At 37.9% G+C, this 23,485-nt stretch carries 14 protein-coding genes; 10 read left to right on the top strand and 4 right to left on the bottom strand.

What is annotated here, in order from left to right:
• Positions 1 to 243: 243 nt before the first annotated feature.
• The 3 genes from lon (at position 244) to cmk (ending at position 4,531) form a co-directional block, all read left to right on the top strand.
• On the top strand, positions 244 to 2,694 hold the full coding sequence (lon, locus tag Q0947_RS03605; protein ID WP_299391513.1) for an endopeptidase La: 2,451 nt from the start codon (positions 244 to 246) through the stop codon (positions 2,692 to 2,694).
• 95 nt (positions 2,695 to 2,789) lie between these two features.
• Positions 2,790 to 3,809 carry a type IX secretion system protein PorQ gene (gene porQ, locus Q0947_RS03600; RefSeq protein WP_299391511.1) on the top strand — a complete coding sequence of 340 codons (1,020 nt, stop codon included), beginning with the start codon at positions 2,790 to 2,792 and terminating at the stop codon, positions 3,807 to 3,809.
• Between the two features lie 32 nt (positions 3,810 to 3,841).
• The gene (gene cmk, locus Q0947_RS03595; RefSeq protein ID WP_299391508.1) at positions 3,842 to 4,531 is read left to right on the top strand and encodes a (d)CMP kinase; all 690 of its coding nucleotides are present in this window, start codon (positions 3,842 to 3,844) and stop codon (positions 4,529 to 4,531) included.
• A 96-nt stretch (positions 4,532 to 4,627) separates the two neighbouring features.
• Here cmk and Q0947_RS03590 read toward each other — a convergent pair whose 3' ends face one another.
• Positions 4,628 to 5,005 (bottom strand): LysM peptidoglycan-binding domain-containing protein, encoded by a 378-nt coding sequence (locus Q0947_RS03590; RefSeq protein WP_299391505.1) that lies wholly within the window; start codon positions 5,003 to 5,005, stop codon positions 4,628 to 4,630.
• 295 nt (positions 5,006 to 5,300) lie between these two features.
• On the opposite strand from Q0947_RS03590, the gene rpsA reads away from it, so the two are divergent.
• The 7 genes from rpsA to Q0947_RS03555 all read left to right on the top strand — a co-directional run bounded on the left by rpsA (position 5,301) and on the right by Q0947_RS03555 (position 11,910).
• Entirely contained in the window at positions 5,301 to 7,136 is a 1,836-nt protein-coding gene (gene rpsA, locus Q0947_RS03585; RefSeq protein ID WP_299391502.1) for a 30S ribosomal protein S1, read from the top strand.
• A 149-nt stretch (positions 7,137 to 7,285) separates the two neighbouring features.
• Positions 7,286 to 7,825: a bifunctional pyr operon transcriptional regulator/uracil phosphoribosyltransferase PyrR gene (gene pyrR / locus Q0947_RS03580; protein ID WP_299391499.1), complete on the top strand. Its 540-nt coding sequence runs from the start codon at positions 7,286 to 7,288 to the stop codon at positions 7,823 to 7,825.
• 41 nt (positions 7,826 to 7,866) lie between these two features.
• On the top strand, positions 7,867 to 8,796 hold the full coding sequence (locus tag Q0947_RS03575; RefSeq protein WP_299391496.1) for an aspartate carbamoyltransferase catalytic subunit: 930 nt from the start codon (positions 7,867 to 7,869) through the stop codon (positions 8,794 to 8,796).
• 11 nt (positions 8,797 to 8,807) lie between these two features.
• Positions 8,808 to 9,140 carry a ribonuclease Z gene (locus Q0947_RS03570; protein WP_299391494.1) on the top strand — a complete coding sequence of 111 codons (333 nt, stop codon included), beginning with the start codon at positions 8,808 to 8,810 and terminating at the stop codon, positions 9,138 to 9,140.
• A gap of 114 nt (positions 9,141 to 9,254) precedes the next feature.
• Entirely contained in the window at positions 9,255 to 10,163 is a 909-nt protein-coding gene (locus tag Q0947_RS03565) for a ribonuclease Z (RefSeq protein WP_299391491.1), read from the top strand.
• A 126-nt stretch (positions 10,164 to 10,289) separates the two neighbouring features.
• On the top strand, positions 10,290 to 10,937 hold the full coding sequence (gene pdxH / locus Q0947_RS03560) for a pyridoxamine 5'-phosphate oxidase (protein WP_299391488.1): 648 nt from the start codon (positions 10,290 to 10,292) through the stop codon (positions 10,935 to 10,937).
• A gap of 481 nt (positions 10,938 to 11,418) precedes the next feature.
• Entirely contained in the window at positions 11,419 to 11,910 is a 492-nt protein-coding gene (locus tag Q0947_RS03555) for a CAP domain-containing protein (protein ID WP_299391485.1), read from the top strand.
• 585 nt (positions 11,911 to 12,495) lie between these two features.
• Here the strand turns inward: Q0947_RS03555 and Q0947_RS03550 are convergent.
• The 3 genes from Q0947_RS03550 to Q0947_RS03540 are packed head-to-tail and all read right to left on the bottom strand — an operon-like array spanning position 12,496 to position 23,244.
• Positions 12,496 to 14,403: an OmpA family protein gene (locus tag Q0947_RS03550; RefSeq protein ID WP_299391483.1), complete on the bottom strand. Its 1,908-nt coding sequence runs from the start codon at positions 14,401 to 14,403 to the stop codon at positions 12,496 to 12,498.
• Between the two features lie 11 nt (positions 14,404 to 14,414).
• Positions 14,415 to 15,332, bottom strand: coding sequence for a type IX secretion system membrane protein PorP/SprF (locus Q0947_RS03545; protein ID WP_299391480.1), 918 nt, complete (start codon positions 15,330 to 15,332; stop codon positions 14,415 to 14,417).
• 10 nt (positions 15,333 to 15,342) lie between these two features.
• The gene (locus tag Q0947_RS03540) at positions 15,343 to 23,244 is read right to left on the bottom strand and encodes a gliding motility-associated C-terminal domain-containing protein (RefSeq protein ID WP_299391478.1); all 7,902 of its coding nucleotides are present in this window, start codon (positions 23,242 to 23,244) and stop codon (positions 15,343 to 15,345) included.
• Positions 23,245 to 23,485 lie beyond the last annotated feature (241 nt).

The following is a 23,485-nucleotide window of genomic DNA, read 5'->3' as shown; positions in this document are numbered from 1 at the left end:
GTTTTAATAAAAAATAATTGTAAAATAGATTGAGGCTTCCAAAATCTGTTATTTTTGGCGGTAAGATCTTAGCAAGAAACATCCCTTAAATACATCACTATGGCATAACTATTGAAAACATAGGGTGTCTATATTAGTGTATAACCTAGCAAGGCATTGGTTATCAGAGATTAATTAAGATAATTTACTAATTGAAAAAACAATATTATGTCGGTTTTATGACATAATGACCTTTGAAAATATATGAAAGAATCTAAATTTTTAAGTCTTGACAGTTTGTCATTTCAGGAGTTTGATGAAAACTCGGAATTAATTCCTTTAATGACGCCAGAAGATGAAGCACAAATAAACAACGAAGAATTACCAGCAACATTGCCAATTTTACCATTGCGTAATACGGTATTGTTTCCTGGAGTGGTGATTCCGATTACCGCCGGTAGGGATAAATCTATAAAATTGATCAACGATTCCAACAAAGGAAGCAAGGTGATTGGTGTGGTTTCCCAAAAGGATGGTAGTATTGAAGACCCTGAAGGAAAGGATATTTACAAAACAGGAACTGTAGCGCGTATTCTTCGCGTGTTGAAAATGCCTGATGGAAATACAACGATCATTATTCAAGGGAAAAAACGCTTTGAAATTGATCAAGTAACTACCGAAGAGCCATACATGACGGCAACGGTAAAAGATGTTGCTGAAGCGAAACCTGCTGAAGATAATGTGGAGTTTTCAGCTATTATTGAGTCTATCAAAGATTTGGCGCTTCAAATTATCAAGGACAGTCCAAACATTCCAACGGAAGCAACTTTTGCAATTAAGAATATTGAAAGCAATTCATTCCTAGTGAATTTTGTGTCTTCTAACATGAATCTTTCTGTTGAGGAGAAACAAAATCTGTTAGAGATCAATGATTTGAAGGAGCGTGCATTAGCGACTTTAAAATATATGAATGTCGAATTCCAAAAATTGGAGCTTAAAAATGACATTCAATCTAAGGTTCAGAGTGATATGAACCAACAGCAGCGTGAATATTTCTTACATCAACAAATGAAAACCATTCAAGAAGAATTGGGTGGCGTGTCATATGACGAAGAGATTGATGAAATGAAAACGCGCGCAAAATCCAAAAAATGGGATGAGAAAGTAGATACGCATTTCCAAAAGGAATTGATGAAGTTGCAACGCATGAATCCGCAAGTTGCAGAATATTCAATTCAGAGAAATTATTTAGATCTTTTCTTGGAATTACCTTGGAATGAGTTCAGTAAGGATAAATTCGATTTAAAACGCGCTAAACGAATCTTAGATCGTGATCATTATGGATTGGACGATGTTAAAAAGAGAATCATAGAGTATCTCGCAGTTTTAAAATTGCGTAATGATATGAAATCGCCAATACTTTGTTTATACGGACCTCCAGGAGTAGGTAAAACCTCTTTAGGAAAGTCGGTTGCTGAAGCTTTGGGCCGCGAGTACGTGCGTATGTCCTTAGGTGGATTGCGTGATGAAGCTGAAATCCGCGGACATAGAAAAACATATATAGGTGCAATGCCAGGGCGAATCCTTCAAAGTTTGAAGAAGGCAGGAACGTCAAACCCTGTTTTTGTATTGGACGAGATCGATAAACTGTCTAACAGCAATCAAGGAGATCCGTCTTCTGCAATGTTGGAAGTGTTGGATCCAGAACAAAATGGCGATTTTCATGATAACTTCTTAGAAATGGGCTTTGACCTTTCTAAAGTTATGTTTATTGCTACTGCTAATAGCTTAAGCACCATACAGCCAGCGTTATTGGACCGTATGGAAATTATTGATGTTACAGGTTATACCATTGAAGAGAAAGTGGAAATTGCCAAACGTCATTTATTGCCAAAGCAACTTAAGGAACACGGATTGACAGAGGACGATTTGAAAATAGCGAAACCACAGTTAGAAAAAATTGTTGAAGGCTATACTAGAGAATCAGGTGTTAGAGGCTTGGAAAAACAATTGGCTAAAATGGTCCGTTATGCTGCCAAAAACATTGCCATGGAAGAACCTTATAATAAGAAGGTTTCTAACGAAGATGTGATGGAAGTGTTAGGATCGCCAAGAATGGAGCGCGACAAATATGAAAATAATAATGTTGCTGGTGTTGTCACCGGATTGGCTTGGACAAGGGTAGGAGGCGATATATTATTTATTGAATCCATCCTTTCTAAAGGAAAAGGGACCTTAACGATTACCGGTAATTTAGGAACGGTGATGAAGGAATCTGCTACCATTGCTATGGAGTATATAAAATCTAATGCCGATGAATTTGGTATTGACCCTGAAGTATTTGAAAAATATAACGTTCACATTCACGTACCAGAAGGTGCAACGCCTAAAGATGGGCCAAGTGCAGGTGTGACGATGTTAACGTCATTGGTGTCTCTATTTACGCAGCGAAAAGTTAAAAACAACTTGGCGATGACAGGAGAAATCACTTTAAGAGGTAAAGTATTGCCTGTTGGCGGCATCAAAGAAAAGATTTTAGCCGCAAAACGTGCTAAAATCAAGGAAATCCTGCTTTGTGAAGATAACCGACGTGATATTCACGAAATAAAACCAGAATATTTAAAAGGTTTAACCTTCCATTATGTCACCGATATGAGTGATGTTTTAAAATTAGCCTTGACAGAGGAAAAAGTCAAGAACGCTAAAACCTTATAACTTTAACGGCAACAATTTGTTGCCGTTTTTTTTTTGGTTTAAAATAAAGTAAACATACAACGGCATTACCTAAGAAATCTTACTTTTGTTCCTGTATGATTAAGAGGATTGCCGCCATATTCTTTATTGTCTCGAACGTTTCAGTTTTCGCGCAACTTGGCGGTGAATCTACCTATCAATTTTTGAATTTGGTGTCCTCACCCCGTCAAGCTGCGTTAGGAGGGAAGGTCATTACCAATTTTGATTATGACGTTACCGGAGGCTTGTATAATCCGGCAACCATCAATCCTGAAATGGATAATCAACTCGCTCTAAATTATTCGAGTTATTTGGGTGGCATTAGTTACGGGACTGGCGCTTATGCTTATACCTGGGACCGCCACGTGCAGACTTTTCATGTTGGGATGACTTACATTAATTATGGCGAGTTTGATGGCTATGATCAAAACGGCGAATCTACAGTTACTTTTTCTGGAAACGAAGCCGCATTGTCTTTTGGATATTCATATAAGATTCCGTATTCTGATTTTTATGTTGGTGCCAATGCGAAGTTGATTACTTCAAAATTGGAACAGTATAATTCGGTGGGTGGTGCACTAGATGTCGGCGTGATTTACATCAATGAAAAGCTCGATTTTCATGCAGCGGTGACCGTTCGGAATTTAGGTACACAATTTACGACCTATGCCGATCTTAATGAAAAATTACCGTTAGAGGTAAATTTAGGATTGTCTCAAACTTTGCAACATGTACCTATTAGATGGCACTTAACTTTTGATAATTTACAACAATGGCCTATCGGATTTTCAAACCCTGCGCGGGCTTCAACCGATTTAGATGGCAATCAAACCGAAGAAAAAGTTGGGTTTTTAAATGAACTGATGCGTCACACTATTATTGGTGCGGAGTTGTTTCCTGATAAAGGATTTAATGTGAGATTAGGTTACAATTTTAGGCGCGCAGAAGAACTTCGGATTGTGGACCAGCGTAACTTTTCAGGTCTTTCCTTTGGGATTGGCATCAAACTTAATAAATTGCGTTTCAGTTATACGCATGCACGTTATACTGGTGCATCAAACACCAGTTTTTTCGGATTACAAATAGACTTAAGATAATTAAAAAGATTCCCGTTTTAACGGACATATATATGAAGAAGATTACAATTACTATAGACGGATTTTCATCCACAGGAAAAAGTACTGTTGCCAAACAATTGGCTAAAGCCTTAGGGTATGTGTATGTAGATTCAGGCGCTATGTATCGTGCGGTTACATTATACGCGATGCAACACCAGATCATTACCAAAGATTCTTTTGATATTGACCGATTGATTTCAGAATTGGACAATGTAAAAGTCAGCTTTACATATAATGACGATTTAGGCTTTGCTGAAGTGTATTTAAATGGTAAGAATGTTGAAAATGATATCAGAACTTTAGAAGTTTCACAAAATGTCAGTCAAGTGGCTGAAATTTCAGAAGTCCGCAGAATGTTAGTCCTGCAACAACAGCAAATGGGCAAGGAAAAAGGTGTGGTAATGGATGGCCGTGATATAGGAACTGTGGTTTTTCCTGATGCCGAATTAAAGTTTTTCATGACCGCTTCCGCAGAAACGAGAGCGAAACGACGTTATAAAGAATTATTGGAACGCAACGAAGTTGTCAGTTATGACGATGTATTGAAAAATGTGGAATCAAGGGATTTAATAGATTCTACACGGGAAGATTCGCCATTAATGAAAGCTGAAGACGCTATAGAAATTGATAACTCTAATTTATCATTGGTAGCGCAATTTGAAACCCTTCATGAATTGGCGCAGACTATCATCAACCAATAATAATTTAAGAAATAGGAGTGACGTCCATTTCAACTATAAGACAAAAAAAAGAACGACCTTTTCAGATCGTTCTTTTTTATTCAGTCAATTTGCAAACTATTCGTTAGGAATAATAAGTTCTTGATCTGGATGGATCATATCTGGATTTTTCAAAATATCAGTATTAGCTGAAAATATCTTTTGGTATTTTGATGCATCACCGTAATACTGTTTCGCTATTTTACCAAGAGTTTCACCAGATTTAACAGTGTGTCGTGCATAAACGGAAGTGTCAGCTACTTTAATGTCAGCACTTATATCTGAAGGATTTTCGCCACCAACAGCTTTGATTTTATCCCATAATAAATTCTTCTCATATTGGTTTTTAGCTGTTCCTTTAATTTTCAATACACCATTTTCCTCAGAAACATCACCATTTTGAATGTTTAGTTCTTGACCAAGATCTAAAACACTTTGATACTTAGATTTTACCATAATAATTGATTTTTTATAATATAAATTAATGTAATTGTAAATATACCAAATTTGGCCCTAATTTGGTAACCCATTGCGCATCAATTTTAACTCCATTGCCATTGAGAAATTGATTGGTAAATAATGCAACTTTAAATAATTTGTAAATGAGAGAATTATATTGTATTTTTGCACTCCTTTTAGCGATACCCATTGGAAGATAAGAGGAATGAAAACAAAAAGCAAATAACACTTCTGTGTGTTGATCGCATAAAACTTCCAAGAACACCCAGAATACAAATTTAGTATTCAGCACATGTCTGAAAAAGAAACAAACCAAGCGGAAGTAGATGCTACTAACGCTACAGCAAACGCAGCTCCTGTAGTTTCAGAAGCGCAAGCAAATCCTGAGAAATTCTTAAACGATTTTAACTGGCACAATTACGAAGAAGGAATTGAGCAAGTTGACGAAAAGAAACTTCAGGAATTCGAAAAGTTAGTATCAGAAAATTTCGTGGACACCCTTGATGATGAAGTTGTTGAAGGTGTAGTGATCCATATCTCTGATCGTGACGCTATTATTGATATCAATGCAAAATCTGAAGGTGTAATTTCTCTTAACGAGTTCCGTTACAACCCAAATTTAAAAGTTGGTGACAAAGTAGAAGTATTAATTGACGTACGTGAAGATGCTAACGGACAGTTGGTATTATCTCACCGTAAAGCTAGAGTAATCAAAGCTTGGGATCGTGTAAACAATGCACATGACACTGGCGAAATCGTAAACGGTTTTGTTAAATGTCGTACTAAAGGTGGTATGATCGTTGACGTATTTGGTATTGAAGCTTTCTTACCAGGTTCTCAAATTGACGTGAAACCTATTAGAGATTACGATCAGTATGTTAATAAAACAATGGAATTTAAAGTTGTTAAAATCAACCACGAATTCAAAAACATTGTAGTTTCTCATAAAGCTCTTATTGAAGCTGATATCGAAGAACAGAAAAAAGAAATCATTGGTCAATTAGAAAAAGGTCAAGTATTAGAAGGTGTTGTTAAAAACATTACTTCTTACGGTGTCTTTATTGATCTTGGTGGTGTAGATGGTTTAGTTCATATTACTGACCTTTCTTGGTCACGTATCAACCATCCAAACGAGATTGTTGAATTGGATCAAAAACTTAACGTGGTAATCCTTGATTTTGATGAAGATAAATCAAGAATCCAATTAGGTCTTAAACAATTAAGCAAACATCCTTGGGAAGCTTTAGGCGAAAACGTAAAAGTTGGAGACAAAGTAAAAGGAAAAGTTGTTGTTATTGCTGATTACGGTGCATTCATTGAAGTAGAAGAAGGTGTAGAAGGATTAGTTCACGTAAGTGAAATGTCTTGGTCAACACATTTACGTTCTGCTCAAGATTTCGTAAAAGTAGGTGATGAAATTGAAGCGGTTATCTTAACTCTTGATAGAGAAGACCGTAAAATGTCATTAGGTATCAAACAATTGACTCCAGATCCATGGACTGACATTACTACTAAATACCCAGTTGGTTCAAACCATACAGGTATTGTACGTAACTTCACAAACTTTGGTGTGTTCGTAGAATTAGAAGAAGGTATTGACGGATTGATTTACATCTCTGACTTATCTTGGACTAAGAAAATCAAACATCCAAGTGAGTTCTGTAACGTAGGTGATAAATTAGATGTTGTTGTATTAGAATTGGATGTTGAAGGACGTAAATTATCTTTAGGTCACAAACAAACAACGACTAACCCTTGGGATAAATACGAAACTGATTTCGCTCTAGGTACAACACATAAAGCTGAAATTTCTGAAATGGTTGACAAAGGTGCAACAGTAGAGTTTAACGAAGATATCGTTGCTTTCGTTCCTTCACGTCATTTAGAAATGGAAGATGGTAAGAAATTGAAAAAAGGTGATACTGCTGAATTCAAAATTATTGAGTTCAATAAAGAGTTCAAACGTGTTGTCGCTTCTCATACTGCTATCTTTAAACAAGAAGAAATTGCTAACGTAAAAGCTGCTGTTGCTAAAGCAGAAGCTTCTGCAGCAGAAGCAAAACCAACACTTGGTGATGCTAATGATGCTTTACAAGCTCTTAAAGATAAAATGGACGGGAAGAAGTAATCTTTCAAAACATTTGTAAATCAAAGCCTTCAACATATGTTGAAGGCTTTTTTTATATTATTGCTCCAGACTTTATGTCTTAGTGCAGAAAAGCATTGCACACACAAATATTTATCCTAAATTTGTAAACCAAATACGTTTGGAAAACTATGAGCCAAAAAGTTCTACTTAACGCAAAAGAGATCAACATCATTCTCCATAGATTGGCTTGTCAACTGATTGAAAAACATAACGATTTTACTAATACCGTTCTTATAGGCATTCAACCCAGAGGGAAATACCTTGCGGATAGACTTGCTCAAATTTTAAAGGACGATTATAAAATTAAGCACATTCAATTAGGACATTTAGACATTACATTTTTTAGAGACGATTTCCGTCGTGGTGAAAAACCTTTAGAGGCCAATACCACTAAAATCGATTTTATTGTCGAGAACAAGAATATTGTCTTTATTGATGACGTGCTCTATACGGGACGAAGTATCCGGTCAGCTTTAACAGCTATTCAATCTTTTGGACGCCCTAATGAAATTGAACTCCTTACTTTAATTGACAGACGCTTTAGCAGACATTTACCTATCCAACCCAATTATAGAGGCCGACAAGTAGATGCCATAAATAAAGAAAAGGTGAAAGTGAATTGGGTAGAGAATGAAGGAGAAGATGCGGTTTATTTAGTTGAAGCGTAACTATGCAAGGAATAACTAATAGTATATAAATACAGCAAACAATGAGCGAATTAAGTGTCAATCACTTATTGGGAATTAAATATCTTAACTCAAAAGATATCCAACTTATTTTTGAAACTGCCGATCATTTTAAGGAAGTCATTAACAGACCCATCAAAAAAGTACCTTCGCTCCGAGATATTACCATTGCCAATTTATTTTTCGAAAACTCTACGCGTACAAAACTCTCTTTTGAATTAGCAGAAAAACGACTCTCAGCCGACGTAATTAATTTTTCAGCTTCACAATCGTCCGTTAAAAAAGGAGAAACTCTCATTGATACCGTCAACAATATCCTGTCTATGAAAGTAGATATGGTAGTCATGAGACATCCAAATCCTGGCGCTAGCGTGTTTTTATCACAACATGTTAACGCAAGTATCATAAATGCAGGAGATGGTGCACATGAGCATCCTACACAGGCGTTATTGGATAGTTACTCTATTAGAGAACGTTTGGGTGAAGTTAAAGGTAAAAACGTGGTTATTGTAGGCGATATTTTGCACAGTCGCGTGGCATTGTCTAATATTTTTGCTCTGCAATTGCAAGGTGCCAATGTTATGGTTTGCGGACCTAAAACTTTATTGCCAAAGTACATTGACAAACTTGGCGTAAAAGTAGAAACCAATCTTAAAAAAGCGCTCGAATGGTGTGATGTTGCCAATATGCTTCGTGTACAGAATGAACGCATGGATATGACTTATTTTCCGTCTACCAGAGAATATACGCAACAATATGGCGTTAATATGGCGTTGCTTAACTCGTTGGATAAAGAAATTACCATCATGCACCCAGGACCAATTAACCGTGGGGTAGAGATTACCAGTGACGTTGCAGATTCAGATCAGGCTATAATTTTGGACCAAGTTCAAAACGGTGTGGCTATTAGAATGGCCGTCATATACTTGTTAGCTTCTAAAATTAAACGTTAAAACCTAGAGATATGCTTTTCGATAAAAACAACAATATTACCCTCATTACGCAGGAAAAAAGTACCATCGTTGAATTGGTAAAAAAACTTCAAGCGACCTATCCAAAATTTAAAAATGATGATGTCATCATTAACTTATCTGTAATCCGCGAGGTAACATTACAGGATATTGTTGAGTTTTTGGAAATCTCAAATACCCACCGACGTGCTAAGCATTCGTTCGTTATTGTAACCAATCAAGCTAATTTAGATGAAGTACCAGATGAAATTGTGGTAGTTCCAACACTTAAAGAAGCTTATGACGTTATTGAAATGGAGGAGATGGAGCGCGACTTGGGAATCTAAAAATTAGTTTTTAAGTTGAGGAGTTTGAAGTTTAGATGTACTTAGTGTAAAGTCCTCAAAAGTTCTTTTGGACATTTACTGAATTCCTAAACGAAAAACTTCTAAACGCATACTATGAAACTTACCATACTTGGTTGCTTCAGTGCAACGCCACGAAAGGATACCAATCCTACCGCTCAGGTTTTGGAGATTAATAACCATCTGTTCCTGATTGATTGTGGTGAAGGTACCCAAGTGGAATTACGACGCAATAAAATCAAATTTGCGCGCATCAAGCACATTTTTATTTCACATTTACATGGCGATCATTTCTTTGGATTGGTAGGTTTGATTTCTACTTTTCGATTACTGACGCGCGAGACAGAATTGCATATTCACTGCCCAAAAGGCTTAAAGGAAGTGATAACGCTTCAAATGAAATTGGCCGATTCCTGGACCAATTATCCGTTGTTTTTTCACGAATTGACTTCGGATGAATCAGAACTTATTTTTGAAGATGATAAAGTAGAGGTGTGGACCATTCCTTTGGATCATCGCGTGTATACCAACGGCTTTTTATTCAGAGAGAAAGAAGGCGAACGTCACTTGAATATGCCGTCCGTTATAGAAGCCAATATCGATATTGCGTATTACAACAAATTAAAACAAGGTCATGATGTCGTCAATAATGACGGTGTACTCATTGATCATAAAAAAGTGACTTCACCACCACATCCACCAAAAAGCTATGCATTTTGTAGTGATACGGCCTATAAGGAAAGCATAGTTCCTATTATTAAGGATGTAGATGTGCTCTATCATGAATCTACTTTCTTAGATAAGCATGCGCATTTAGCGCCAAAAACGAAACATTCTACAGCCAAGGAAGCAGCGCAAATAGCAAAATTAGCCAATGTAAAAACCCTCATTTTAGGGCATTATTCTACACGTTATGACGATTTGAATGAATTTAAACGTGAGGCCGAGACTATTTTTAAACCGGTCAAGCTGGCCAAAGATGGGAAATCTTTTAATTTTGGATAATTATTGAGGTCCGCGGGTGTTTTAATACTTGATATTTAGGATCCTCAAATAAGATGTAAAGCAAAATATGCTTAAATTTATAGGATGCGAAGCTCTAAAAATTCCTTTAACGCACAGAAAGAGATAATGAATACAGACTTAGGTAATTATAGAAAATCTTACGAGAAACAAGAGTTGTTAGAAGCTAATATTAGTGATAATCCACTTGAAGTTTTTCAGAAATGGTTTCACGAAGTAGATGCCAACTTTGATGAAGGCGAAACCAATGCCATGACTATTTCTACAATTGGTTTGGATGGTTTTCCTAAAAGTAGGGTAGTGCTGCTAAAGAAATTCACCCATGAAGGCTTTATTTTTTATACCAATTATGAAAGCGAAAAAGGTAAAGCTATCCTAAATAACCCAAACGTTTGTTTATCCTTTTTTTGGCCTAAGGCAGAACGACAAGTCATTATAAAAGGCGTTGCTGAAAAAATCGCACCTAATATGAGCGATGGTTACTTTGAATCGCGCCCGCATGGCAGTCAATTAGGAGCTTTGGTGTCCCATCAAAGTGAAGTGGTAAAGAACAGAGATGTTCTTGAAGCTAATTTGCGCCAACTGGAAGAAGACTATAAAGAGAAGGCAATTCCGAGACCTGCCTATTGGGGTGGATTTATAGTGAAACCAGTGTCGATGGAGTTTTGGCAAGGGCGTCCTAATAGATTGCATGACCGTATCAGATTTACGTTAAATGAAGAGTTTGATTGGGTTATGGAGCGACTTTCCCCATGATATAATAATCCATATTTAGAAATTTTATTTTCCTTCTTTAAACCCCAGCGTGGCTCCGCCTTATTTGGGTTTCTCATGATTTACGTCAGTATTATTATTGCTTCGGTTACTACCTAATCTTCATCAGTTTTACTCTTAGTCACTGTTGACTTGGATTCCTTATTTGTTCCATAATTTATGTTTTACGGTAAAGTAGCATCGATCTCCACTGCTATTTATAGGATTTTTTGGATTTTAAATTATTAGAAATCAGGCGTTAATCATTTTTATGATTTTTATGCAAGAAATAGCCGATTTTGTGTCCGATTAAAGGCGAAATTAATCGGTGTAATCAATATGTGTTACTTAAAAACGTGTATTTCATCGGTGATTGACTTATAAAATCGATAAAGTGTGTGTTTTTCATCGATTTTAACATTTCTTTAACAGTTTTTTTGGATTAGTCTTCTAATTTAGCTCCACCAAATCTAATTAACCGACTATGAAACCTACATTATTACTGCCAATGATGGCTTTAATTGCCATGTTCACGTTCTCTTGTTCCTCTGAGGATATAGATGATCAAAAGTTAGATCCTTCTGCAATTCATACGCCAGCAACTAAGGCAATTGAAGTTGAAATTTTAGAATTGATCAATGCTCATAGAATAGGAATGGATTTACAACCATTGAACAATTTGAGTATCATTAAATCTGTTGCATTCACACACACCGATTATATGGTTACCGTTAACCAAGTAAACCATGATAATTTTTTCAAGCGTAAAGAGAGCTTAGTAAATAATGCTGATGCTTTAAAAGTATCTGAAAACGTAGCATACTCTTATACAACTGCTGAAACAGTCGTAAAAGCTTGGTTAAATAGCCCAGGTCATAAAGCAAATATTGAAGGAGATTTCACTGATTTTGATATCTCTGCAGAAAAGAATTCTGAAGGTAAATGGTACTTTACTAATATATTTATTAAACGTTAGAATAATATTGATTTTTAAGTTTAGTTAGTTATTCTAAAGCCACTCCTGAAGTGGCTTTTTTTTATGCTCAATGTTGTCGATTAAACTAAATACATTCTCTTGTACCATGCAGAAATCAGCGTGTGATTGTCCCTAATGCCTTTCCACAAATTTGATTTTGAGGATGCCTCACGAATCTTCAAAAGCTCTCAACACACCTTTTTTAAATATCAATTTTTGATCACTTGGGAAGGCATTTGAATTACTAGCTTTTTTGAACATAGCTCATTCGAAACTTGATTTGATATACATATTATCATACATTAAGAATGAACTCAACTAGGCCATCCGGTTTCTTGTACATCAGAAGATACAGTTCCTCTCATTAAACTTTATCTTCTACGCTGCAATTCTCATCGATCAAAATTCAGCTTCCTATATGCATTATTCCAATTTGCGTACGAAGGAATAGTGTCAAAGCAAACGCTGTTTTCCCTGACTAATTCTGTAAAATTAATACTGTTTACTCAAGTTGAATCATAAACTATAAGGACAAAAAAAAGCAGACTCTAAAGTCTGCTTTTCCAATTCAAATATGTGTTATAATTAATCTTTCAAAATATAGAAGTAAGAACGTCTGTTCATTTGGTGCTCTTCTGAGCTACATTTAACCCCATTAGAACATTTGTTCAATAATTGAGTTTCACCATAGCCAATTGCACTTTCTATGCGCTCTGCAGCTATTCCACGAGAGATGATATAATCTCTTGTAGATTTTGCTCTTCGGTCAGATAACTTCATGTTGTAGCTATCACTTCCTCTACTGTCTGTATGCGATTCAATTTTGATCACCATTTCTGGATGCGCTCTCATCACATCAACAATATTCTCCAATTCATACTCAGCATCTGTTCTGATATTCCATTTATCAAAATCAAAGAAAATAGGATTGATTACAATTTGGTTATTATCAATTAACGGTGTTAAGAATAGATCAGCATTGTTGACTTTTCCGTTTTCGAAATTAGTAGCCACCTGTTTAAGATCATCTTTATAATCTTTCTTGCTGCCTAAAACTGTATAAGTCTTGTCACAATCAGCATCAAATGCAAACGCTCCAGTTTCAGTAGTCATTACCGTAGCAATGATTTTCCCAGCTTTATTGATCAATTTCACCTCAACATTGGCAAGAACTTCATTTGTTTTGATATCTCTAGCAATACCTTCAATTTTTTGTTTGCAAGGTTCTGCATTAAAACTATAAATATCATCACCACCTTTGCCACCTGGTCTGTTTGAAGAGAAGTAGCCTGTTTTGGTGCTGTCATTCATAAAGAATGCAAAATCATCATAACCACTATTGTAAGGCGCTCCAAGATTTTCTGGTTCGGCATTTTCATCTTTTAGGATGTTGGATTTATAAATATCCAAAAGACCTAAATTTAAGTACCCATCAGAAGAAAAGTAGAAGGTGCTATCCTTCGCTATAAAAGGAAACATTTCGCGTCCTGCAGTGTTTACTTTAGGACCTAAATTTTGAGGTGTACCGTACTTTCCATTGTCTAAAATGTCTACGACGTAAATATCAGTTTGACCAAATCCGCCTTCGCGATCAGACACAAAATACAACTTCGAGTTATCTGGACTTAACGCAGGGTGACCGTTAGAAAAGTAAGTGTCATTAAAAGGAAGTTCAACTATAGATCCCCATTGCCCATCTTCTAAAGTAGCTTTATACAGTTTAAGATGTGAAGTCCCTTTACGGTCATAACCTAACTTGTTTCTTTTGTTTAGATTATCTCTAGTGAAGTACATTGTTTTTCCATCCTTTGTAATGGCAACTGAAGCTTCATGATAAGGAGAGTTAATTTTCTCTGAACTGATAAATTCAGGATCTCCATATTCTTTTTTACCTTCTTTTTCTGTAACCGCTAGTGTATATAAATCTAAGAACGGTTCATCATTCCATCCGTAATTCTTCTTCAAATCTTTATGTCTTGCAGATGCAAAATAGAGTGTTCCATTAGCGATATATCCGCCAAAATCAGAGAATTCAGAATTAAAAGGCAAGTTTTCAATTTGAACAACCGCATCATCCGTAGAAGCTAATTCTTCATACATATCGAGGTTATTGGCATCAAAATCCTTAACTCGGGTATCGCCACTTTGAATCTCCTTAAACTTCACCATCCACTTATCAGCTTCAACATAATTGCCAATACTTCTTAAACTTTGAATGTATTTAAAAATATATTCTGGATTGACTTTGTTGTATTTGTTAACAGCTTTCCCGTACCACAGTGCAGCTTCTTGAGACTTGGAGTTGTTATAGTAACAATCGCCCAATCTGGTTAAAACATGCTCGCTGCTGTCGCCTTTTTTTACTGCCTCTTCATAGAGTTCCGTTGCTTTTACGTAGGCATAATTCTCGAAGAATTTATCTGCCAGTTTCTTTTGAGCAACCATGAACGTGCTACTAAGCGCAAAAAGAAATATAAATAATTTTGTTTTCATAGTCATAAGTTTTAGAAGTATCGAGGCGATTTAATACGTTTACTTTTAAAGATTTCGAACATCAAGAGGATTTCGTGAGTTCCACTTGTATAAGGTCTTAGATCTGAGAATGGATACTCATAAGCGTAACCGATACGTAATTGTTTCGTCACTTGAAAATCAGCAATTCCACTTAAAGCAGACGTTCTTTCATCAATTCTGTAACCACCACCAATCCACAATACTTCGTTGAAAAGGAAATTGGCCGTAAGATCTAAAGATAGGGGAGCACCGTTGGTGGCTTTCACCATAAATGCAGGTTTAAATTTGGTTGTTGCACCAAGATCAAACACATAACCTCCAGTAAAGTAGTAGCTTAAGCGCTCTAAAGCTTCAAACTCTTGTTCTCCGTTATAATCAGAGTTCAATAATCGAGGCGCTGAAAGCCCTAAGTACCATCTGTTAGAATGCCAATACGCACCAGCACCAATATTAGGTTTCCATCTGTTTTCATAACCATAGATTACAGGATCATCAAACTCAGCTTCTCTAAATTCTGAATCAAGACTAAATCCGGTGAATCCAGCTTTTAATCCAAATGCCAACTTAGTGTTTTGACTTGTTTGAATTGTGTATGAAAAGTCAGCGTAGAGGTATTGGAAATTTTGGTATCCTAGTTCGTCATTAATAAATGACATCCCAAGACCAATCTTTTCATTACGCAATGGTGCATGTACAGAGATTGTTTGGGTTGTAGGTGCTCCTTCAAGTCCTACCCATTGGCTCCTGTGCAGACCTACCATACTCAACGTCTCGCGACTACCAGCATACGCCGGGTTAATGGAGATGGTATTGTACATATACTGTGTAAACTGTGGTAATTGTTGTGCAACTCCCATCCAGCTAGTGAACAGTATGAAAACGATAATGTTAAACTTTAAAAATTTCATAGGTTAATAGTTATTTGGTTGCAACGTAGATTGGACCTGTAAAAGGTTTTAATCCACTGTTTTTTAGGTTAACGATGTAGTAATATGTTCCTGTTGGTACATAGTTTGAATTACCAACGGATGCTTTTGATGATGTTCCATTCCAATCATTTTGATAGTTTTTAGACTCATAGATCAATGCACCCCAACGGTTGAATATTTGAAGTTCTACAGTAAATCCACAAGTTTCAACACCAGTAACTGTAAAGAAATCATTCTTTCCGTCAGCATAAGTAGTTACCGCTCTAGAAATCACTACATCTTCAGCGCCACATGGTAATACCACACAATCATCATTCAAGGTAATGTTTACCAAAGTTTCAGAAGTACAGTAGTCATCAGCTAATGTGTATTTAAAGGTGTAAGTACCTATTTCCAATTGGTATGGATTAAATAAACTACCATCCAATGAGGTGTTTCCTGCAACAACTGACCAAGTTCCATTAGTGTCATAAGTGCCACTTAATAAATCGAAGAGGTCAAAGTTTAGGTCATCACCATTACAAAGTTCTGTATCAGTAACAGTAATTGCAGCAGCTGGATTCACATTTATAGTTTGTGTGTAAGCAGCTTCATTGCCACACGTATCAGATACTGTCCAAGTTCTTGTGATGACATAGCTAGAAGCACTATCAGTAGCAGTAGACGTTTCAGTGAACGCTACATTGATGTTGCTTGAACAAGAATCTTCAAAAACCAATTCTGGAGCGGCAGGAATATTGTCGCACGAAATTGTGATTTCTGTATCGTATTCAGTAACTAGGCTAGGAGCGGTCATATCCTGAACGTTGATTGTTTGAGATGCTGTTGAAGCATTTCCACAAGCATCAGTCGCAGTCCAAGTTCTAGTGATAGAATATGCACCAGCACATTCGCCATCCGTAGTAACATCTTCAAAAGTCAATGTGACGTCAGATCCACAGGCATCCGTTGCCGTTGCTTGAGCAAAGTTTGGTGTTACACCACAATCTACTGTAGATTCAGCAGGTAATGCAGCAATAACAGGCGCAGTCATATCCTGAACGTTGATTGTTTGTGATGCTGTAGAAGCATTCCCACAAGCATCAGTCGCTGTCCAAGTTCTAGTGATAGAATATGCACCAGCACACTCGCCATCCGTAGTAACATCTTCAAAAGTCAATGTGACGTCAGATCCACAAGCATCCGTTGCCGTTGCTTGAGCGAAGTTTGGAGTTACACCACAATCTACTGTAGATTCAGCAGGTAATGCAGCAATAACAGGCGCAGTCATATCCTGAACGTTTATAGTTTGTGATGCTGTTGAAGCGTTTCCACAAGCATCAGTCGCTGTCCAAGTTCTAGTGATAGAATATGCACCAGCACACTCGCCGTCAGTTGTTACATCTTCAAAAGTCAATGTCACGTCAGATCCACAAGCATCCGTTGCCGTTGCTTGAGCGAAGTTTGGAGTTACACCACAATCTACTGTAGACTCAGCAGGTAACGCAGCAATTACTGGAGCAGTCATATCCTGAACGTTGATAGTTTGAGATGCTGTTGAAGCATTTCCACAAGCATCAGTCGCTGTCCATGTTCTAGTGATAGAATATGCACCAGCACACTCACCATCCGTAGTAACATCTTCGAAAGTCAATGTCACGTCAGATCCACATGCATCCGTTGCACTTGCTTGAGCGAAGTTTGGCGTTACACCACATTCAATTGTTGATGCTGCAGGTAAAGCGGCAAAAACAGGAGCTGTGTTATCTTGAACGTTTATAGTTTGTGATGCTGTTGAAGCATTTCCACAAGAATCAGTCGCAGTCCAAGTTCTAGTGATAGAATATGCACCAGCACACTCGCCATCAGTAGTAACATCTTCAAAAGTTAATGTTACATCAGATCCACAAGCATCCGTTGCCGTTGCTTGAGCGAAGTTTGGCGTTACACCACATTCTATTGTTGATTCTGCAGGTAAAGCAGCAATCACAGGTGCAGTCATATCCTGAACGTTTATTGTTTGAGATGCAGTAGAAGCATTTCCACAAGCATCAGTCGCTGTCCATGTTCTAGTGATGGAGTACGCACCAGCACACTCGCCATCCGTAGTAACATCTTCGAAAGTTAATGTTACGTCAGCGCCACATGCATCAGTGGCCGTTGCTTGAGCAAAGTTTGGCGTTACACCACATTCTATTGTTGATTCTGCAGGTAATGCTGCAAAAACGGGAGCTGTAGTATCTTGAACGTTGATAGTTTGTGATGCAGTAGAAGCATTTCCACAAGCGTCAGTCGCAGTCCATGTTCTAGTGATGGCGTATGAACCAGCACACTCGCCATCAGTAGTAACATCTTCAAAAGTCAATGTTACTTCAGAGCCACATGCATCAGTAGCACTTGCTTGAGCGAAGTTTGGTGTTACACCACATTCTATTGTTGATTCTGCAGGTAATGCTGCAAAAACGGGAGCTGTAGTATCTTGAACGTTGATAGTTTGTGATGCAGTAGAAGCATTTCCATAAGCATCAGTCGCTGTCCAAGTTCTTGTAATCGAATATGTACCTTCACAATCACCAGCAGTAGTCACGTCTTCAAAAGTTAAGGTAACGTCAGAACTACAAACATCAGTAGCCGATGCTTGAGCAAAGTTTGGCGTTTCACCACATTCAATGGTCGATTCTGCAGGTAATGCTGCAAATACAGGAGCTGTGTTATCTTGAACGTTGATAGTTTGAGATGCAGTAGAAGAATTACCACATGTGTCCGTTGCTGTCCAAGTTCTTGTGATCGCGCTAACACCTGCAGTTGAACCTGTGGTTGTAACGTCTTCAAAAGTTAAAGTAACTTCAGATCCACAAGCATCCGTTGCAGTCGCTTGAGCAAAGTTTGGCGTTTCACCACATTCAATTGTGGATTCCGCAGGTAATGCTGCAAATACTGGAGCTGTGTTATCTTCTACGTTGATAGTTTGTGATGCTGTAGACACATTTCCACAAGAATCCGTCGCTGTCCAAGTTCTAGTGATTGCATAAGCACCAGCACATTCGCCGTCAGTTGTAATATCTTCAAAAGTTAATGTTACTTCAGATCCACAAGCATCAGTTACACTTGCCTGAGCGAAGTTTGGTGTTTCACCACATTCGATAGTTGATTCTGCAGGTAAGGCCGCAAAAACAGGAGCTGTAGTATCTTGAACGTTGATTGTTTGTGATGCTGTTGAAGCATTTCCACATGAATCAGTAGCAGTCCATGTTCTAGTGATAGCGTAAGCACCAGCACATTCGCCGTCAGTTGTAATATCTTCAAAAGTTAATGTTACTTCAGTTCCACAAGCATCCGTTACACTTGCCTGAGCGAAGTTTGGTGTTTCACCACATTCAATAGTTGATTCTGCAGGTAATGCTGCAAAAACAGGAGCTGTAGTATCTTGAACGTTGATTGTTTGTAATGCTGTTGAAGCATTTCCACATGAATCAGTTGCTGTCCAAGTTCTCGTGATTGAGTAAGCACCTGCACATTCGCCATCCGTTGTAACATCTTCGTAAGTCAATGTCACTTCAGATCCACAAGCATCAGTAGCGTTTGCTTGAGCAAAGTTTGGAGTTTCTGAACACTCAATAGTCGATTCCGCAGGCAATGCTGCAAAAACAGGAGCTGTTGTATCTTCAACGTTGATTGTTTGCGATGCCGTTGTAGCATTCCCACAAAAATCAGTTGCAGTCCATGTTCTTGTTATAGAATATGTATTATCGCATTCTCCTGGAGTCGTAACATCTTGGAAAGATAATGTTACTGGAGATCCACAAGAATCAATAGCCGTTACCGGAGCAAAGTTTGGTGTTTCTGTACACTCAATTGTTGTTACATCTGGTAATGGTGATATAATTGGTGCTGTAGTATCTACAATTGTAAATGTAGCCGTTGTACTGTCTGAGTTTCCACAAGCGTCAGTTGCCGTAAAAGTTACAGTAGCAGCACCTGTTGCCCCACATAAGTCAGATAAGCTTGTAAAGTTATTAGACCATGAGATAGCAGAACAGTCATCTGTTGCAGTAGCACCACCGTTATTCTCTAACCACGTTTGTAAGTCACTTTTATTTCCTTTTCCATCAGATTCAACCGTTACATCAGCTGCAGCAGTAATGACAGGAGGATGAGAATCTTGAATGGTATAGGTTGCTGTAGTTGAACAAGCGTTTCCACATTCATCAATTACCGTAAAAGTAACAACAACTGGTTTAGAACAATCAGAAGTTGAGCCGTCATAGTTGTTTGACCATGTTAAGTTAGTTGAGCACGCATCTGTTGCAGTAGCACCACCGTTTGAATTCAACCAAGCATCAAAAGCACCACTGTTGCCATTTCCATCACATTCAACTACAAGATCAGTTGCTATTGTGTTTATTACTGGAGCTGTATTATCTTGAACATTTATTGTTTGTGATGCCGTAGAGGTATTTCCACATGTATCAGTTGCTGTCCAGGTTCTAGTGATTGCGTAAGCACCACCACATTCGCCATCAGTCGTTACATCTTCAAAAGTCAATGTCACGTCAGATCCACAAGCATCAGTTACACTGGCTTGCGCAAAGTTTGGAGTTTCTGAACATTCAATAGTTGATGGAGCAGGTAATGCTGCAAAAACAGGTGCCGTGATATCCTGAACATTGATAGTTTGTGATGCCGTTGAAGCATTACCACAAGCATCAGTTGCTGTCCAAGTTCTAGTGATAGTATAAGCACCAGCACATTCACCATCAGTAGTCACATCTTCAAAAGTTAATGTTACTTCAGATCCACAAGCATCAGTTGCGCTTGCTTGAGCGAAGTTTGGCGTTTCACCACATTCGATAGTTGATGGTGCAGGCAATGCAGCAAATACTGGAGCTGTATTATCCTGAACAGTTATTGTTTGGGATGCTGTTGAAGCATTTCCATTAGCGTCAGTCGCTGTCCAAGTTCTTGTAATTGCGTAAGAACCTTCACATTCGCCAGGAGTAGTAACATCTTCAAAAGTCAATGTTACTTCTGATCCACATTCGTCCGTCGCAGTTGCTTGAGCAAATTCTGGAGTTTCGCCACATTCGATAGTTGATGGCGCAGGCAATGCAGCAAATACTGGAGCTGTATTATCTTGAACGTTTATTGTTTGAGATGCTGTAGAAGCATTTCCACATGCATCAGTCGCAGTCCAAGTTCTTGTGATTACGTTAACACCTGCAGTTGAACCAGGAGTTGTTACATCTTCAAATGTCAATGTTACTTCAGATCCACATGCATCAGTCGCGCTTGCTTGAGCGAAGTTTGGTGTTTCACCACATTCAATAGTTGATGGCGCAGGTAATGCTGCAAATACTGGAGCGGTGTTATCTTCAACGTTGATGATTTGGGATGCTGTTGAAGCATTTCCATAAGCATCAGTTGCGGTCCATGTTCTTGTAATCGTGTAAGAACCTTCACATTCGCCAGGAGTAGTGACGTCTTCAAAAGTTAAGGTGACTTCCAAGCTACATGCATCCGTAGCAGTTGCTTGAGCAAAATTAGGAGTTTCTGAACACTCGATAGTTGATGGCGTAGGTAATGCAGCAAAAACTGGAGCTGTATTATCTTGAACGTTGATCGTTTGAGAGGCAGTAGAAGTATTTCCACAAGCATCTGTTGCTGTCCAAGTTCTTGTGATCGCGCTAACACCCGAAGTAGAGCCAGGAGCGGTAACATCTTCAAAAGTCAAGGTCACTTCTGATCCACAAGCATCCGTTGCGCTTGCTTGAGCGAAGTTTGGTGTTACACCACATTCTATTGTAGACTCCGCAGGTAATGCTGCGAATACTGGAGCTGTATTATCTTCAACGTTGATGGTTTGGGATGCTGTTGAAGCATTTCCATAAGCATCAGTCGCTGTCCAAGTTCTTGTAATTGCGTATGAACCTTCACATTCGCCAGGAGTAGTAACATCTTCAAAAGTTAAGGTTACTTCAGCACCACATGCATCCGTTGTGCTTGCTTGAGCGAAGTTTGGCGTTTCGCCACATTCGATAGTTGATGGCGCAGGTAACGCGGCAAAAACTGGAGCTGTACTATCTTGAACGTTTATTGTTTGAGATGCTGTTGAAGAATTTCCACATGCATCAGTCGCTGTCCAAGTTCTTGTGATCACGTTGACACCTGCAGTTGAACCAGGAGTTGTAACATCTTCAAAAGTCAATGTTACTTCAGATCCACATGCATCAATTGCGCTTGCTTGAGCGAAGTTTGGTGTTTCACCACATTCAATTGTTGATTCGGCTGGTAATGCTGCAAATACTGGAGCAGTGTTGTCTTCAACGTTGATAGTTTGAAAAGCAGTAGAAGTATTACCACAAGCATCAGTTGCAGTCCAAGTTCTAGTGATGGCATAGGCACCTTCACACTCGCCATCAGTTGTTACATCTTCAAATGTCAATGTTAGGTCTGAACCACATGCATCTGAAACGCTTGCTTGAGCAAAGTTTGGTGTTACACCACATTCAATAGTTGATGGCGCAGGTAATGCTGCAAAAACAGGCGCGACAGAATCAGCAATGTTTATAGTTTGCGTTGCAGTAGCAGATAAGCCACAATCATTTGTAATAGTAAACGTTCTGGTTATTACTATAGGACATGAACCAGATGCAGTATCTTGGTAAGTAATTGTATCAACATTCTCTTCAACAAAGGTTCCACCTTCTGTTTCAAATTGTGCTGTACTAATGCTTATAGGAGTTGCACTAAAATCTAAAGCCGTAGTCTCATTGTTTTTAATATCAGCAATTGAACAACCTTCCACACTTAGGTTTGCAGGTGCAGTTATTGCAGGTGTTGTGCCTTCCGTCATTGTAATTGTGGCAGTCGCACTAACTGAGCAACCACTGCCATCTGTAACAGTTACAGTATAAGTACCCGCTGATAAGTTTGTGAATTGAGCACCATTTTGAATATAGCCAGTTGGTACAGGGCTAATTGAATAGGTGTAGTTGCCGTCACCACCAGTAACACCACTAGCTGTAATTGCACCAGTATTGCTAGCATTACAAGCAATGTTAGTAGTTGTCAAGCTTAAATTCTGTAATAATGAATTTACCGTTATTGAATAGATTTGTGAATCTACTTTACCGGCATAATCGTTTACTGTAAGTTTAACAGAATAAGTTCCCGGGCCAGGGAACGTGTGACTAGGATTGGCAGTTGTGTATTCAACACTTCCATTATTATTAATGTCCCACTTATAAGTGTAAGGGTGATCAGTATCTCCACCAGTTGTGGTGCTTGTAAAATCTACCTTATAAGAATCACATGTAGTAGTAGATGAGAAATTAGCGATTAATGGCGCATCTACATGGTAACCTTCTCCGTTAAAATAACATTTAGAAGGATGAGTAGAACATGGTTTTCCAGGTGTGGTTTGCCAAGCCATATAAAAGTTCTTTAACTCAACTCGGTCACCACATTGCCAAGATATATCTGTTAATTTTAAATTTTGTCGAATAGGGACAACTTGTCCTGTATATAAACAAGTATTAACATGAGAACTGTACACGCCGTTGATATAGATATCATAGTCCATATATAGACTATATCTATCTGCATTTGTTGGCCCATCGAAATAGGCATATATAGAAGCGGCAACAGTAGACCCTGGAGTACATGAGTTCCCCAACGGCGCTCCATTCGCATCTCCCAAATACAATTTTTCTAGGATGAAATCCTTCGCACTACAACTAGCTTGAGTGTCTTTAGAAAGAATTTCATCTCCATTGACGGTAATAACACTAGAATCTATAGAACTAGATTCTAATATGTTCGTTTGTGTTTGCGAAAACACAAAACTTTGAATAAGGAAAACCATCAAAAACAGGCAACGTTTTATAATGATTTCATGAGTAATTGTTTTCATAAGCCCTAATTTTTAAATTATGGAATTAGTTGGTGTGACTAATTTTGTTGTGTTACTGTTATTAAATTTCTATTTACTTGCGAAGTCCTCTTATAAGTATTTAACTTTACGTTGTTTATAGAACATTTCTAGTTGTGATGTAATAATTAAAGCCATAAATTGATTAATTAATCGCATAGCGAATGTTTTAATTAAATTGATTTAATTACCTTATAGAAGTTTAGTCAAGAATTGACGTGAT

Source organism: uncultured Gelidibacter sp., from assembly GCF_947500795.1.
In the GTDB taxonomy this organism is placed as follows: Bacteria; Bacteroidota; Bacteroidia; order Flavobacteriales; family Flavobacteriaceae; genus Gelidibacter.
The sequence above is the reverse complement of the archived record's forward strand: the minus strand, read 5'-3'. Positions and strand labels throughout refer to the sequence as shown.